We start from the raw sequence: 16,331 nt of genomic DNA on the forward strand, positions 1-16,331 counted from the left end.
AGCGGGCGGTTAAGTGGAGAACTTTATGAAGCAGAATCTCACCAAGTTGGTTGAAGCCTATCCGCTCCTCCAGAAGCCAGCCTATTTCGCTTATATCGGCGTGGTCAGCACTCGGAATTTCAGCCGTCGGTTTGCCATGAACAATCTTGGTTACCTGCCCAAACAGGTCTCGGACCGCGGGCAGGATATGTGGGTGATCAACGAAGTCTATAACGGCAAGCGCAATGGTTTTTTTGTCGAACTGGGTGCTGCGGACGGGTTTTCAGATTCCAACACCTTTGCTCTGGAAAAGCATTATGGCTGGACCGGATTGTTGATCGAGCCCAACCCCGTCAATTACAACAAGATCATCAACTGGCATCATCGTTCAGCCACACCAGTCCCGCTGGCGGTCGACCCCGAGCCCGGCCAGCTGGAATTCATGATCGACGGCCAGCGCAGCAGCCTGCTGGTGGATGAAGCCGATAACATGACCGAGCGCCGTGCCGCGAAGCTGGCTAGGTTCCGTGAGAAAGGCAAAGTTGTCACGGTAGAAGCTGTGCCTCTGGATGAGGTGTTCGACCGCTATAACGCGCCCAAGGACATCGACTATTTCAGCCTGGATGTCGAAGGGTCAGAGACACGGATTTTGCGCAACTTCCCTTTCGACAAGTACCGCTTCCTGGCGATGACAATCGAACGCCCGACGCCGGAGCTCAACGAACTGCTGTTTGCCAACGGCTATCATTTCGTGCGCAATTCGCTTTACGACTCGTTCTATGTGCACGAAAGCAATCCGCGTTTCGATCAGATCGAGAAATTGCCGTTCGAGCAGCTGCCTGCCAAGCAGTTCTGATCCCGGCCCGATTAATCAACCATGTCACGCGATCTGTCAGTTTCGCGTGACGCGCAGTTTCTGCTTTTGCCCCAGCATGTGATATTCGAACAGGCACCAGACATAGATGGTGGCCGAATAGACGTAATAGACCTGGTGGTAGAGCAGACATTTGAACGCAAACCACGGCCCGCCATGCCCGGACATGGCGCGCACCAGATCCAGATTGGCGACAAAGGCCGCGGCCAGTAACACAAAAGGCAAAGGCCAGCTTCCCGGCCAGAACGGCAGGGCCAGAAGCGACAGCAGCAACAGCCCGGCGATTGCGGCCCGTGCCCGCTCGGCCATCGAGGTGTTCAAGTCATCGGTCAACCCCTCGCGCGAGATCATCAGCCGGGCCCAGGGCAAGGCGCGGCAGAAGATATCCGTGCTCAGGCTGTTGCGGATGGTCCAGACCTTCAGATGTTTGCCCTGCAAAAGCGGCTCGACCAGGATACGTCTGCCGGTGGCCGCGATCCGGTAACCCAGTTCGATATCCTCGATCGAAGGCACCTCATAGGTTTTGACATCAAAGCCACCAACTTCAAGAAACACGTCGCGCCGGATGGCGCCACACCCGGCCCAGAAGGTGCGCGCCTCGCGGCGGGCGCGTTGATGGTGATAGCGGTGCAGAAGGTTCTTGTAGCGTGAAAACCAGGCCTGCCCGTCCGGGGCGTCATCATAGGATCCGAACACGGCGCCCACATTGTCTTCGGACATCGCCCGGCGAATGTGATCCGGGCCGTCCGGCCAGGCGATGACATCGGAATCCACGAACCACAGGATATCGCCCGTGGCCTGCTGGGCGGCCAGGTTGCGGGCCGCTCCGGGGCCGCCATTGACGGGCGTGGTCAACACGGTTGCGCCCATTTCCCGTGCCAGCGCCGCGGTGCCGTCGGGGGATTGGTCATCCACCACCAGAACCTGCTGCACCTGACCGGTATTCAGCATTTCAATCAATGGCGGCAAAACGCGCGGCAGCAGATGTTCGGCATTGTAGGCCGGCATGACCACGCTGATGGAAAGGGGGTGATCTGAACTCACGAAGGATCTCCGGCAATGATACGCGAAGCGCCTGAGCGCTGAACAAGGAAAAGAAAGGCGGCTGTAAAGGGCAACAACCACATCACGCGCGCGCCGTAACGATCCGCGGGTTGTGATACTCCTCCGCAGACCAGAGCGTTGACCGCTATTCCGATCAGGATGAACAGCGCAAACAGCTTCATGTCACGCGACACACTACCCGGCCGCAGCAGAATGAAAACGATAAAGGCAAAAGAGACGGCATAGATCACGCCGTGCACGATATCGGCCGTTTCTATCCAGTCCCTGTCCTGAGACAATGAACCGCCTTGGAACATATCGGGCCGGATATCTTCCATTCTGGCCAACCAGCGGGCGTTTTCCAGCTCCACATCCGTTGGGATCGTCATGGCAATGCTATAGCGCAATACCTGCTGATAGCCGTTCCGGGCCAGTGCCAACGAGGTGGAAAGAGGCCGGGACAGGAAAACCGCCTTGGCGAATTCCCGTTGGGACAGGGCAACCCGTTTCTGATCTTCGGGTGACATGAGCCGGAATGAACCCAGGTTGGGGGAGCGTTCGAAAATGATATGGGAGGGTGTCAGCCTGTAGGGATCATCTGACCACGACAGCGCTTCGTGTAGTGCGCAGGTGGGCACTTCGGCATTCGGACAGACCTCGTCCAGATAATCCATGCCCGGCCCGTCAACGATGAGCCGCGCAGTGATATGCGGCGTATAGACGACCTCTTTGTTGGTGGCGATTTCCACGGTGACCTGAAAGGCCTTGCGCTCGGCCAGTGCCAGCGCCAGAACCATCATCATCAAGATTGTCGCGCGCCAGCGCCGTGGTCTTTTCCCCCAGAGCGCGGCCAAAGCGACAAAGGGTATCATTAACGCCGCAACCGCCAGATGAGACGGGTGCAGAAGGGCGCTGAACAGGGCCAGAGCGGATATCAACAAAAGTTCCCAGGTCTGCATTATCCGCCCAAAAGCCGTCAGCAAGGCAATCACGATCAGCAACACCGGGGCAAAAATATCCGGCATCATGTAGGCAATATAAAACGGCAAAGAGGTACTGGCCGCCAACAACAAAGGCACCGCAGTCATCGTGATTGTGTTCTGCATACCGCCCAGAGACCGGCCAGCCGTTCGCGCCAGCATCCAGACAGCCAGCAGCGTAGCAGCCAGATGCAATACCGGAAGGGTGGACAGGGCATCGACCCGAACAAACGCGGCCATGATGAGGCCATAGATCAGCGACCGCGATCCGGTTGCGGTATTATCGTCATCGGCAGAGTGGGTTATACCTACTGCAGCACTTTCAGCTGCCGGTGGCAGGAAGCTGCTCAGGGCCACATTTCCCTGCCGGATATAACTGCCGGTGTCGAAGTAATAAAGCGGCCCGCCATTGATCAGAAATACGGACAGACAGACCAGCAGCGCCGCAATCAGCAGGAGGAATGCCCTGACCCTCCAAGATGGTTTATCTGAAGGAACCGACACAGTCATATCCGTTCTGCAGCCTGTTTCGCCATAAGTACGGTGTGCTGAAAATAAGCAATTATCGCCTTCAGCCCGTCCTCCAACGCCATTTCACTGAGATCAAAATCAGACGCGTTCATCAGCGTTCCCAGCAGCCTCCGTCAATCGGCCATAAAAAGTGGCGCCCCACTCCGGTCTCTGCCGGCATGGCGTTAAGCAATCATTTGATAGCAAGAAAACCTTCAAAACAAATATACTTCTGAATACTCATCACATCCTTGAAACCGGCCCGGCCCAGCAGATCCAGATTGCCCTGGGTGGAAAACGGCTCCAGCACGCTTTTCAGGCTGCGCGCCTTTTCGACGATTTCCTCGCTTGAGAATCCGTTACTAATTTTGAATTCGTTGTAGAGCTGAGTCACAAGATCCTGGAACCGCGCATCCGGCCCCCGGACTTTTTCGAACATGACAAACGCACCGCCCCAGTTCAGGGTGTTGTAGATCTTGGTGAACAGTTCCTGCCGGTACCGCGGTGGGACGAACTGCATTGTATAATAACTGACGATCATGTCCGCCTTTTCCATCTCCATATGACGGGCGTCGTCATGCAGAATGGAAATGTTCGGGACATCCGCACAATGCGCTTCGGCAACCTTCACCATTTCGGGTTCGACATCGATGCCGATCCAGCGCGCATCCGGCTTGCCGACATTATGTTCGGCAAGCTTGCGGATCAATTCCCCGGTCGATGTGCCGATTTCATAGCACAGGCTGTCATTGCGGACGAAAAAATCCGAAACCTGACAGATCAGGCCATGACCCATTTCGTAAAGAGGTACGGATAATTTGATGTGATCTACAAAAGTATCGGGAACATTGCCCCCAAAGGTCCAGTTCGCATTCTCTGCGGCTATGTTCTGGCCAACACCCATGCGCAACGTCTCCTCGCTAATAGGCAGGCACTATGAACAAACGGCGAAACAGCAACTTCCGATTGAGAATATGTGCCTGAACTTGATACAATAACACACCAAGGCTACACGAAACTCCTCGGTCGTCGAAGGAGAAATATGGAAGAGTCTGGGTTTCTGATCTTTTTCCTTTCTGGCGCGGTTTGCAGGTCCCCTGAGAAATACTGCGAATAGACAGTGCGCGGGAATGAGGGGGACTGTTTCTTATCTTTCACATCCAGTTAATGTGACAACACCGTCGAAGTGGTTTGGCCCACTCAGCCAGCTTGCTCAATTTGCTCGGGAGTACGATCTATCTGAGGGGTTCGCATCTCGGTTTCCGGGGTTATGTGCCGGAGCTTGCGCCAGACATCGAAATGCAGAATTCCGCGAAGAACCTGTTGGGCCAGATCGAACCCGTATTTCAACGGTCCCAGCGTCGCCACAAGATCGGCCTGAAAATCAAGCAGGTCGTCGCGGTCAGAAGCATCATATCCCAAAAGCCCCTCATAAAAGAGGCTGCCTTCCAGCGCGACTTTCTCTTCTATCAAGCTGCGGTTGAGCCAGCGCAACCCGCTGGGCACGTCTCGGCAGGACATGGTGTCATGCTTCCAGTAAGGCGCAGAGGACAGATGATCGAGCTGTGTGACAAGCCCGAAACGTCGCCGTTGATCGGGTTGCAGTACGGGCATGGACACCATGCGGGTGTTGAAGCCTCCGCCAAAGAACAGGTCCGGCGGCGCTTCTTTCAAACGTTTCAGTGTTTCGCGCAGGCTGGCTTTTGTCTCGCCCGGGAAACCGACAATCAATGTAATGGCCGTTGTCAGCCCCGCTTCGCGGCAATTGATCAGCGCCTGAACATTGTGCCCGACATCGGATTTCTTGTTCATGTTGTCCAAAACGCCCTGATCGCCGGTCTCGTATCCGATATGCACCAGCTGGCAGCCTGCCGCTTTCATCAGCGCTGCGGTGCCCGGTTTGGCAAGATCACCCGCGCGCGCATAGCAGGTCCAGCCGACCGGGCTGCCTGCTTCGATCAACAGCTCGCACAGTTCCTTGAGGCGCTTGGGCGGGATGGTGAACAGGCTGTCCATGCAATTGATGATCTTTGCTCCTCCCTTGGCGTAGATCATCCAGTCGTCGAAAATCTTGCGGGCGGATTTGACCCGGAACATGGTGTCTTCGAACAGGAAGGGGAAATTGCAGAAAGAACACCGATAGGGGCAGCCGCGGACGGATTCATAATTGATCATCTCGAAACTGCGGCCGTGATATGCCTCGGCCAGTTTCCAGTCCGGAGTGGGCAGCCAGTCGAGGCTTTTTCCGGATGGGCTGCCGCTGTAGACCAGCGTATTGCCCAGACGTTCCACAACGCGACCGTTTTCAGGGGGTTCAATGTCGCGATAGCCGCTTTTGATCCAGCGTGCCAATACGGGAACAAGCATTTCCCCATAGCCGATGGCGACAAGATCGGCACCCGGAACATGTGTCCAGTCATCATGCAAAAGTGAAACCAGGGCACCCCCGACAACAACCTTGTTATGCGGTTGTTTCAGCATCTTAACCAGCGGTATGAGCTCGCTCATATCTCGCATCAATGTGCTTGAAACAAAGACGCATTTGCATTCACCCAGAAGTCGGTTGCGTGTTTCGGCATCAGCAAGCCCGGCAAAAGTGGTCGCTTCAAAAGCAATCCCTTCCTTGCGCAGATCGCCTGCAAGCACGACTTCGGTCAGTTCAGGCGCGCTGACATAGGATTGAGATGAAAAATACCGCTCGACTGCGGCGCGGTAAGGCGCCTTCTTGAATTTAGATTTCCGTCTGAACAGGGCACGGGCCAGCAGCATTTCGGCGCTGACCGCCTTCAGCGCCACATCCTGCCAGATGGCCGATGATGTGCGCATGATGCCCAATTGCCGGCCAAGCGCATCGACGATGGTGCTATTGCTATCCACCATGCTGCCGCCAACCGTCGCCCCACCTGTGACGAGAAGAACCTTGTCGGTTACGGCTGTTGCATTTCTTTCAATAATATCTTCGCCAGCAGACTGGCCAATCGCTTCGTACATTCACTCACCCTTTCGACGTATCTATTGTCGGGGATGCCTTTGACGTACTGCGCACCTGCCATATGGTGGCCATGTTTCAAAATGGCTCAGCTTCGCACAGTATCAGATCAACGGTGCTGAGTCTGTAATCGATTTGATCAGGCCTTCCCGGGGTGGTCGGCTTGTGGCGACCGCACCTTTGGAACCCGCGGTGATCATTTTTTTGCCGAAAACCGGCCCCGTAACAAAAGAAGCGTCTTGAAAAACCGGTGTTAAGTTGAGAGTAGAAACCTCAATTTACTGGCAAAGGTTGTTTGATCGTGTCCATCACTCCTGTTCTTCTCTGCGGCGGTTCCGGCACCCGCCTTTGGCCGCTGTCCCGGAAATCCTATCCAAAACAGTTCGCCGCCATTACCGGGGAAGAGACCCTGTTTCAGGCCTCGGCCCGGCGCCTGTCCGGAGAGGGGTATGGCGTGCCCTTGGTGGTGACCGCGTCTGATTTCCGGTTCATCGTGACTGAACAGTTGCTGGCAGCGGGTATTGATCCAGGTGCGATTCTGATCGAACCGGAAGGGCGCAATACCGCGCCTGCGGTTCTGGCTGCGGCCCTGCATGTGGCGGCATCCGACCCCGAGGCCCTGTTGCTGGTCGCACCATCCGATCATGTCGTGCCTGATGCAGATGCGTTCCGCGCCGCTGTGGCCGCAGGCGTGCCCGCGGCCCAGGCCGGGCAATTGGTGACCTTTGGAATCATGCCGGACCGCCCTGAGACCGGATATGGGTATCTCAAGCTGGCGGGGGCGCCTGACGGCACCGCGCCCGTCAAGCTCGACAGTTTTGTCGAGAAACCGGATGTGGATACGGCAACGGCGATGTTGGCCGATGGCAAACATCTGTGGAATGGCGGTATCTTTCTGTTCCGGGCCAATGATGTCATCGCCGCCTTTGAAACCCACGCGCCGGCGCTGATGGCCCCGGTCAAGGCAGCTTGCGAGGCAGCCACGACGGATCTTGGTTTCCTGCGGCTGGACCCTGAGGCCTGGGGGCAGGTCGAAGATATCTCGATCGACTATGCCGTGATGGAGAAAGCCGACAACCTGAGCGTCGTGCCGTTTTCCGCTGGCTGGTCTGATTTGGGTGATTGGGACTCGGTCTGGCGTGAAGCGGGCCCCGATGAAAACGGGGTTGTGGCGGCGGGCAGCGTTACGGCTATTGACTGCAGCGACACGCTTTTGCGTTCAGAGGCGGGCAATCTGGAAGTGGTGGGTATCGGCCTGAAGGACGTCATCACCGTGGCAATGCCTGACGCGGTTCTGGTGGCGGATAAATCCCGCGCGCAGGACGTGAAGAAAGCCGTCGAAGCGCTTAAGGCCAAGGGCGCAAACCAGGCCACTATATTTCCCAAGGATTTCCGTCCGTGGGGCTGGTATGAAAGTCTGGTTATTGGTGGACGCTTCCAGGTCAAACGCATCCATGTCCACCCCGGCGCGGCCCTGTCCCTGCAAAGCCATCACCACCGTTCCGAACACTGGATCGTGGTCGAGGGCACTGCGAAGGTCACGGTCGACGGCGACGTCAAACTGGTCACCGAAAATCAGTCTGTATACATCCCGCTTGGCGCTGTGCACCGCATGGAAAACCCCGGCAAAGTGCCAATGGTTCTGATCGAGGTGCAAACCGGAAGCTATCTGGGCGAAGATGACATCATCCGCTATGAGGACGTTTATTCCCGGGTCTAGAACGCTCCGGGAAGACAGCCTCAACTGAACGGATGATCGAACGGAAACGGGAATGGTGAAAGAGCTTAATGCAGCCGAAAAGCAGCAGGTTGTCTATGACCTGACTGAGGTTCTTTTGGCCTCAACCGGTAAGCTGCGCTACTACGGGATTGCCAGGGTCGTTGCCGAGATTGGCGCAGAACTGAAAAAACAGGGCACCGCCGTCAGGTTCGCCGTTTTCTCACAAGGTCATGATGAGCTGTTTGAAATCTTCCCAAGTCTGCGGGCAGATGGCGGGGTGGACCTGAACGTTCCCAGCGGAATCCGGCAAGTGCGTGTGCGCAGTCACCACTATACCAAATCCGTGTTGCGGGATCTGGCGCTTGCAGCTGTCCGGCCGCTGGTCATGCGCAGAAACCGCAAGGCCTGGGAAGCGATCGCACCGGGCATGACGCCCATAGACATGTCCGGCAAAACCCTAGTGAGCTGCGGGCGACCCAAGCTGATCGTCGAGATTCTGTGCGCACTGGATCGCAAGGGCGTGTCTTGCGACATCATTCCCATGCTGCATGACATGATCCCCTTGCACGATTTTGAACACCGGCTGGCAAGCTTTCCGCGCAACTTCATCGGGGACAACCAACTGCTGGTTTCGCGGTCCAAAGCCTTGTTGGCCAATTCCGAGTTCACGCGGCAGGAGATTCTGGATTTTTCCCAAAAAGATATCCTGCCTGAAGCGCCAGAAACCTTTGCTGTGCCTCTTGTGCATGAATGTCCGGAAGGAACCGAACAGGCTGAGCAGGACGCCCCTGAGCAGCCCTATATTCTGACCGTTGGATCAATGCTGGGCCGTAAGAACCTGGATGTGGTCTTCGAGGCGATGCGCATTCTGAAACGGGATGGAAAAGACGTTCCCACGCTGGTTCTGGCCGGGGCGTTGCGCCACAAGACCACGGCCTATCTGCAATCGGATGAATGCAGCACAATCCGCGATCATGTGGTTTTTCGCGAAAACCCCAACCAGACGGATTTGGTAAATCTATATCAAAATGCACTGGCGCTTATCATGCCCAGCCGAATGGAAGGTTGGGGTTTGCCCGCAGGCGAAGCGTTGTGGTTCGGCACGCCAGCGCTCTGCTCTACCGCGGCCGCTCTGAAAGAAGTGTGCGGAGACCTTGGCGTTTATTTCGACCCGGATCGGGCCGATCAGCTTGCAGATCACATCACAAGGTTGCTGACGGACCCGGATTTCACCGAACAACTGCGCACGCGCATTACCGCACATAAACCGCAGCTTCGCACCTGGACGGACGTTGCCGTGGACTTGCGCGGGGTGTTGCAAAAACTGGGTTACTGAAACCGCCCGGGGCGGATGCTCTGGCCCCCATATGCGGCGACCCGAACCACCACCTCGGCAATATGAATTCCGAAGCTCAGGACAAGATCGCGTTAGTTTATTGCACCCGGCACACCTTGGAAAAGCTGCAAAACTATCCGAAAAGAAGAAACCAATTCATCTGCGTGAATGCATGGAGAGTAAAAATGAATACCCCTACGTTTAACACAGATGGCAACAAGGTTTTTTTCGATATTTCCGGCTTGATCAATTACATCAAAAAAGTTGACCGCTACTCTGGCATTCAACGTGTCATGGTGGAATTGATCACGGAATTCACCAAACTCAGCGACCCGAAACTTATCTACCTGAGTTGGTGCGAGCCGCGTTCCGGGACACAGCGCTGTGTGCTTCTCGAAGAAATAGGGCGCGATACACTCGCTTCACCGGCGAAATTGCGGCAACTCTTCCATCCTAGGAAAGCGGCGCGGTCCAATCTTCCGGTTCTGGACAGATACCGGCGCAGCCCTGTGAAGTATTATTATCACCGCACCAGGTTAGATGTGATGAGCTTGCTGCGGAGCGAGGCGCCGTTTCGCAAAAAGGACATGACATCGAAAATGTGGCGTGCAGTCCGATGGGGGAAAGCCCCCAAAAGCACGTCGGGATCTCGCCGAACAGAGCAGGCTCTATTCGAAGTGGCAGCAAAGGGTGATCATCTTGTGCTTCTGGACAGCAGCTGGCAGGCGCATCAGAGCCAGGGGTTCAAAATGGCCAAAGAGCATGGGATGGAAGTACACACGCTTGTCTACGATCTGATCCCAATCGAAGCGCCACAGCTTACAGCTGGAAGCATGCCTTACATATTCTATGACTGGCTTTTGACCTCTCGGGAATATACGAGCCGCTACATGACGATTTCCGAAGCCACCCGGCGCGATCTTTTACGCTTTTTTCAGGCGCATGACATTCAGCACACCGCAACGACTGTTCCTTTGGCGCAGGCGGGACTGTCCAAAACCGAACCCGCAGAGAACGAGGTGCATCAGCAAGGCCCCGTGTCTTCCCGGATTTCGTTTGACGCATACCCTCAGCTTGAAGATGCTCGCCACCTCAATGCCCATTTGCGGAAAATTGTTGGTGAACCCTACGCCCTTTGTGTTGGCACGGTGGAACTGCGCAAGAATATCTGGCGCACGGCGATGGCATGGAAATATCTGGTTGATCAGGGTCATACGGACCTGCCAAAGCTGATATTTGCCGGTCGCAGGGGCTGGGTGACGACAGAGTTTGATCTTCTGATGAAGGGGACGGGCGATGTGTACGGTTATGTCAGCGAAGTTAAGGGCCCAACGGACGAAGAGCTTCACGTTCTCTACAAGAATTGCCAGTTTGTATTGATGCCCAGTGTCTACGAAGGTTGGGGCCTGCCTGTGGGCGAGGCGTTGGCTTACGGAAAGTCCGCAGTTGTCGCCGAGAACAGCTCGCTTGTCGAAGTTGGAATGGATCTGGTTGAATATTGTGATGCAATGAGTGTCAAAAGCATTGCCGAAGCTGTCCTGAGGCTCAATGATCCCTCTCACCGGGCAACCCTGGAAGACAAAATCAAAGTCGCGGATCTGCGCAGCTGGTCTGATGTGGCTCAGGATATGGGGCAGGCTATGTACGCACCCAGATAATTCAACGCATATTGGAGAGTTTCAGGCGTTTGAGCCGGTCAGCCCTTGATCGAAAAGTTCGCCCCCCGGTTCAAAGTCCGGCTCAGAACGGTTCCCCTCCGATGCAAAATTTTGAAGGTCGCTTGTTCCGCAACGGGAGTTAAGCGAAATCACACCGCAGCGGCCATGTAGACATGGCGAAGTTGACAAAAAAGAGTATTGCTCATGTCGAGGTGTCTCATCCGATGGGCAATCGACAAAACAGAAAGGGATTAGGAGTGACAAAAACTGCGATCGTTACAGGTATCACCGGGCAGGATGGTGCTTATCTCGCACAGCTGTTGCTGGACAAAGGATACAAGGTCGTTGGCACCTTTCGCCGGGTTGTTTCCACGAATTTTTGGCGCATTGAAGATCTGGGAATTCGCAATCACCCCAATTTGGTTCTGTCCGAGCTTGATCTGACGGACATGGGGACGATGATCCGGCTTATTCAGCAGGTAGAGCCGGACGAAATCTATAACTTGGCCGCTCAAAGTTTTGTGGGCGTTTCGTTCGAACAACCGCACACGACGGCGCAGATTACCGGCATCGGTGCCCTGCATCTGCTCGAAGCCATCAGGATTGTGAACCCCAAGATCCGGTTCTATCAGGCGTCCACTTCCGAAATGTTCGGCAAGGTTCAGGAAGTGCCACAGCGCGAGACGACCCCGTTCTGGCCGCGCAGCCCGTATGGTGTTGCCAAGCTTTATGCGCACTGGATGACGATAAACTACCGCGAAAGCTATGGTATCTTTGGCAGCTCGGGCATTCTCTTCAACCACGAGAGCCCTCTGCGGGGGTTGGAATTTGTGACCCGCAAGATCACCGACGCAGTCGCCAAAATCAAATTGGGCCAGCTTGACTGCCTTGAGCTGGGCAATCTCGACGCGAAACGCGACTGGGGTTTTGCCCGGGATTACGTGGACGGCATGTGGCGTATGCTGCAAGCCGATGAACCCGACACGTTTGTGCTGGCAACCGGTCGTACCGAGACCGTACGGGATTTTGTCTCCATGGCATTCAAGAGTGCGGGAATCGAGCTGCGTTTCGAAGGCGAGGGCGAGAAGGAAGTGGCCGTCGACGCCGAAAGCAACCGTGTTCTCGTGCAGATCAGCCCCAAATTCTACCGGCCTGCCGAAGTGGATTTGTTGATTGGTGACGCAAGCAAGGCAAAACAAGAGCTTGGCTGGGAAGCCTCGACGTCCCTGGAGGACCTTTGCCAGATGATGGTTGAGGCAGATTTGGCGCGTAACGAGAAGGGCGTGTCCTTCTGATGTCTGCGCTCCGAGTTTTGATTACCGGACGCCACGGGTTTACCGGACGCTACGCCGCGAAAGAGCTTGCAAGGGCGGGATGGGATGTTTGGGGGACTGGGGCTCATCCGGCCCCTGAACCCGATCCCAATTACCTGGAAGCGGATTTAACCGATGCTCGCAGCCTTGAGCGGGTTATCACCAATGTTGCGCCGGACGCAGTGCTGCATTTGGCGGGGGTCGCTTTTGTGGCGCATGGGACAGCAGAGAGCTTCTATCAGGTCAACCTGATGGGGACGCGGTGCTTGCTTGAAACGCTGGCCAACACCGGGCACGGAAGCAAGGCCGTTGTTCTGGCCAGCAGCGCAAATATCTATGGCAACGCCACAGAGGCGTCCATCCGGGAAATCACTCGTCCGGCGCCGGTTAATGATTACGCGGTTTCAAAACTTGCCATGGAGCACATGGCCCGGCTGTTTGACGACCGCCTTCCTATCGTGATCGCGCGGCCATTCAATTATACGGGCAACGGGCAGGACCCCAAATTCCTCGTACCGAAGATCGTTTCACATTTTCGTCAAAAGAAGCCGCAGCTGGAGCTGGGTAATCTGGACGTCGCGCGGGATTTTTCGGATGTGCGCGACGTGGCGCGGATATACAGGTTGCTGCTTGAAACCGCGCCTCGGGGTGAAACCGTGAATGTCTGCTCGGGCAAGGCAACGGCGCTGGGAGAGATCTTGGATATGTGCCGGACCATCACCGGCCATGAGATCGAAGTGGTGTCCAACCCTGCTTTTGCGCGTGCTCAGGAAATAAAAATTCTGATGGGCGATCCAACACATCTGGAAAGTCTGATCCCGGTGGGCGTTCGCCACAAGCTGGAAGAGACGCTGCAATGGATGCTGAATACGTGATCCGTGATACCACCCTGAGTCAAATGAGGCCGGGCGCGGATATTCACCGGGCGTTGGCCATCCAAGACAAGGCTGTCGTTGCAGTGGGCAAAAGGACTGGATGAAGATGTGCCGCTGAGTGCGAAAGTATCAGCGGTGCGCGGCAAAACCGATGAACTGCAAAAAAGAACTGAAGGCACTGTGAATGCAATCTGAGCGCAACATTCTGGAACGCCTGCTGTTCCGACCCTCAAACGGACGTCCAATACGTGCTTTGCGGAGGGTACTGTTTCACACCAATGGGAAACCGCGTGGGGTGTTTCGAAACTGGATTCTTGAGAGCGACGGATCCCCGAAGCACCCGTTCCGGCAGTGGATGAACAGCCCGGATTATCTGATGTTGCCCTGGCCTGCGAGCCAACATCCCGGCGCGTCGCCTGAACCGGCAACAGTGGCCAGCAACGAGACATCCTCTCTTTCGGAAGGCACAGACATCTCTGCACCATTCGAGCCCTTCGTGCAGAGCTCGGATCTTGTCATATCCCGTGGCGCGGCGGGAGGGTATTGGATCACGCACCGCAGTGATGCCGTAATTGGCTGGTCTATGCGTCAGGAAGGCCGTTTCCAGGAACAGGCCATCGACGATGTGATTCAAATGCTCAGGGAAAACGGACATGATGTTGCAACATCATGTTTCGTGGATATCGGCGCGAATATCGGATCCCATTCGATGCATGCGGCGCGACGCGGCTTTGACCGGGTTATTGCCTTCGAACCTGATCCGCAAAATTTTCGCCTTTTGCGCGCGAACGCGCTGCTGCATGACGTAGAGCATAAAGTAACCTGCCATCAGATGGCTGTGTCGAACCGGAACGGAACGATGCAGATGGAACTTTCTCCGTCCAATTTCGGAGATCACCGTCTGCGTGTTTCCGACGACACAGCCGCAAACCTGCATGACGAAGGTGACTGGAACCTTCAGGATGTGCCGGTTCGTACCTTTGACAGCCTGGTACAAGACGGCCTGCTGCCCGAAAACGGGCCAGACCTGATCTGGGTCGACACGCAGGGGCATGAAGGTCACGTGCTGAGCTGTGCACAGAGCCTGACCAGAATGCGTTGTCCGGTTGTGCTGGAGTTTTGGCCCTATGGTCTTGAGCGTTCAGGTGGCTACAAAATGCTGCGGGACGCGCTCGCGTTACGCGACGACGTGCAGATCATCGACCTTGGTGCCTCCGGCCCGGGACGCTTGGCTCATCGTTCTCTTGAAGCGCTTGATCAGATGTATGACGATTTGCGGCAAAGTGAATCCAAATCCGGATCTCCACATACTGACCTTCTGCTCATGCCAATCCACTCAAGCTCCTGATTGATCTTGCTGCTGTTTTCAGCCCAGCGAATACGAGTTCATTGAGTGGCTCGTCTCGCAGGGCAGGGCACTTGAAGTGGTCTGGCTTATATGACGGCACCTAAACCCCCTGAAAGGCGGGAAATCCGGGCGCTGCTGCATTCATTCCCCTTTATCGACGTCCCCAATGCCGACGATACCTTTGACGTATTGCGCACCTGCCATATGATGGCTGTGTTTCAACATTGCTCGGCCTCGTACCATATCAGATCAACGGTGCTGAACCTGCAATCGATTTGGTAAAACCTTTCCGGGTGGCGGGTTTGTATGACGTCCGCATGTGCCCCGGACAAGGGGGTAAGGGGTTTCGTCCATGGCCTATGTTTCAGGGCAACCAGAGCAGGATCTGGATATTGCAACCGGACGTTCCACCCGGCCGCTACGCGTTCTGCAATTGGGGCCAGCATTCGAACGAGGTGGAATTCAGCGCCATATTCTCGACCTGACGAGTTACCTGCGGGATCGGGGACATCATGTCGAGTTGGGGGGATCGCCTGGTCCATGGGGCCAGGAAGGGCGCGATATCGGGTTTCATGCGTTGAACCTGAAACATGTGTCGGAAGATGAAGGTCTCAGTATGATGAGGCGGCTCGGAACCGCCATGGGCTGCGCGCAAAAACTGCGAAAGATCGCCGCCCGCGGTCGTTTCGACCTTGTTCACTCTCACGAAACTGCCCCTGCGCTTGTGGCCCGGTTGGCGCTTGCCGGTCAGCCGGCACGCCGTCTCTTTACCTTTCACGGCTCGACGCCCGAACGATATGGTGGGGTGACGCGCAGCGCTCAGTTCTCTGCCCATGTCACCGCTTGTCCCAGCCGTAAAACCCTTGATGCATTGATTGCTCGTGGCCTGCCCCGGGCGCGCACAGCCCAGCTTGGGCTTGGTGTGCCGGCACCGCCAGATCAGGACCCCGCCGCCGTTCTGGCGCTGAGACAGAAGCTTTTGCGCGACCAGGAAGGTGTGCTGATATTCAGCCCGGCCCGGTTGGATCCGCAAAAAGGTATCGACGTGATGATCGATGTTTTGGCCCGGCTGGTGAAGGTCCGGCGCGATATCGTGATCGCATTGGCTGGTCACGGTCCTTTGGCGGACGTGCTTTCGGACTGGATTGCTTCGGCCGGGGTGCGTGACAACATCCGGGTTCTGGGGCCGATCGATACCGTCCCCCTGCATATGGCCGCCGCGGATTTCATGCTGCTCACGTCCCGGTGGGAGGCTCTGCCGATTTCAATCGTCGAGGCCTTTCACGCCGGTTTGCCCGTGATAGCGACAGATTGCGGCGGTGTGAGTGAGCTTGTGTCGGACCGGGTTGGGCGGCTTTGCCCTGTCGGTGATGTCGAAGGGCTGACCGCTGCCGTTCTGGAACTGGCAGGGGACGAGGGGCTGCGTAAAACCTTGGGGGCCAACGCCCGCGCATTGGCACGTGAGGACCGTTTCGACCCAACCCATGTGCATGAACGGATCGAACAGATTTATCGGCAGATGCTGGATGGGGTGGCCTGACAGAGCGCAGGAAGTGGAAACAATAAGGGGATGTTTTGTATATTATCGAGTATTTGGGCTGCTTTGAGGTGAAACCGCCTGCATCCGAGCCTTGTGTCAGTATGCGCCCCGGATACGGTGGGATGCGAAAGAAGGACCGGCACCTGCATGCGCCGTGTCCAGGCC

At 56.1% G+C, this 16,331-nt stretch carries 13 protein-coding genes; 9 read left to right on the forward strand and 4 right to left on the reverse strand.

What is annotated here, in order from left to right:
• Positions 1-25 precede the first annotated feature (25 nt).
• Positions 26-835, forward strand: coding sequence for an FkbM family methyltransferase (locus GOW31_RS19475; RefSeq protein ID WP_171120421.1), 810 nt, complete (start codon positions 26-28; stop codon positions 833-835).
• A 36-nt stretch (positions 836-871) separates the two neighbouring features.
• Here GOW31_RS19475 and GOW31_RS19480 read toward each other — a convergent pair whose 3' ends face one another.
• The 4 genes from GOW31_RS19480 to GOW31_RS19495 all read right to left on the reverse strand — a co-directional run bounded on the left by GOW31_RS19480 (position 872) and on the right by GOW31_RS19495 (position 6,378).
• The gene (locus GOW31_RS19480; RefSeq protein WP_171172400.1) at positions 872-1,897 is read right to left on the reverse strand and encodes a glycosyltransferase; all 1,026 of its coding nucleotides are present in this window, start codon (positions 1,895-1,897) and stop codon (positions 872-874) included.
• On the reverse strand, positions 1,894-3,387 hold the full coding sequence (locus tag GOW31_RS19485) for a hypothetical protein (RefSeq protein ID WP_171172402.1): 1,494 nt from the start codon (positions 3,385-3,387) through the stop codon (positions 1,894-1,896). Before GOW31_RS19485 ends, GOW31_RS19480 begins: the two co-directional genes overlap by 4 nt.
• A 193-nt stretch (positions 3,388-3,580) precedes the next feature.
• On the reverse strand, positions 3,581-4,291 hold the full coding sequence (locus tag GOW31_RS19490) for a methyltransferase domain-containing protein (RefSeq protein WP_171120427.1): 711 nt from the start codon (positions 4,289-4,291) through the stop codon (positions 3,581-3,583).
• 296 nt (positions 4,292-4,587) lie between these two features.
• Complete coding sequence (locus GOW31_RS19495; protein ID WP_171120430.1) at positions 4,588-6,378, reverse strand: radical SAM protein; 1,791 nt, start codon at positions 6,376-6,378, stop codon at positions 4,588-4,590.
• Positions 6,379-6,677: 299 nt separating this feature from the next.
• Between GOW31_RS19495 and GOW31_RS19500 the strand changes: the two genes are divergently transcribed.
• From GOW31_RS19500 to GOW31_RS19535, 8 genes are all read left to right on the forward strand, one after another.
• A complete protein-coding gene (locus GOW31_RS19500) occupies positions 6,678-8,096 on the forward strand; it encodes a mannose-1-phosphate guanylyltransferase/mannose-6-phosphate isomerase (protein WP_371807921.1) in 1,419 nt (472 codons plus the stop codon).
• 52 nt (positions 8,097-8,148) lie between these two features.
• On the forward strand, positions 8,149-9,432 hold the full coding sequence (locus tag GOW31_RS19505; protein WP_171172404.1) for a glycosyltransferase family 1 protein: 1,284 nt from the start codon (positions 8,149-8,151) through the stop codon (positions 9,430-9,432).
• 116 nt (positions 9,433-9,548) lie between these two features.
• Positions 9,549-11,090: a glycosyltransferase gene (locus GOW31_RS19510; protein ID WP_171172406.1), complete on the forward strand. Its 1,542-nt coding sequence runs from the start codon at positions 9,549-9,551 to the stop codon at positions 11,088-11,090.
• 257 nt (positions 11,091-11,347) lie between these two features.
• Positions 11,348-12,385: a GDP-mannose 4,6-dehydratase gene (gene gmd / locus GOW31_RS19515; RefSeq protein ID WP_367397138.1), complete on the forward strand. Its 1,038-nt coding sequence runs from the start codon at positions 11,348-11,350 to the stop codon at positions 12,383-12,385.
• The gene (locus tag GOW31_RS19520; RefSeq protein ID WP_171120436.1) at positions 12,385-13,278 is read left to right on the forward strand and encodes an NAD-dependent epimerase/dehydratase family protein; all 894 of its coding nucleotides are present in this window, start codon (positions 12,385-12,387) and stop codon (positions 13,276-13,278) included. Before gmd ends, GOW31_RS19520 begins: the two co-directional genes overlap by 1 nt.
• Positions 13,279-13,462: 184 nt before the next feature.
• A complete protein-coding gene (locus tag GOW31_RS19525; protein ID WP_171120437.1) occupies positions 13,463-14,626 on the forward strand; it encodes an FkbM family methyltransferase in 1,164 nt (387 codons plus the stop codon).
• A 90-nt stretch (positions 14,627-14,716) separates the two neighbouring features.
• A complete protein-coding gene (locus tag GOW31_RS19530) occupies positions 14,717-14,908 on the forward strand; it encodes a hypothetical protein (RefSeq protein ID WP_171172408.1) in 192 nt (63 codons plus the stop codon).
• Positions 14,909-14,978: 70 nt separating this feature from the next.
• On the forward strand, positions 14,979-16,166 hold the full coding sequence (locus tag GOW31_RS19535) for a glycosyltransferase family 4 protein (protein WP_171172410.1): 1,188 nt from the start codon (positions 14,979-14,981) through the stop codon (positions 16,164-16,166).
• The last annotated feature ends 165 nt before the right edge of the window (positions 16,167-16,331 follow it).

Origin of the sequence: Ruegeria sp. HKCCA0370 (genome assembly GCF_013033705.1) — a bacterium.
Lineage (GTDB): Bacteria > Pseudomonadota > Alphaproteobacteria > Rhodobacterales > Rhodobacteraceae > Ruegeria.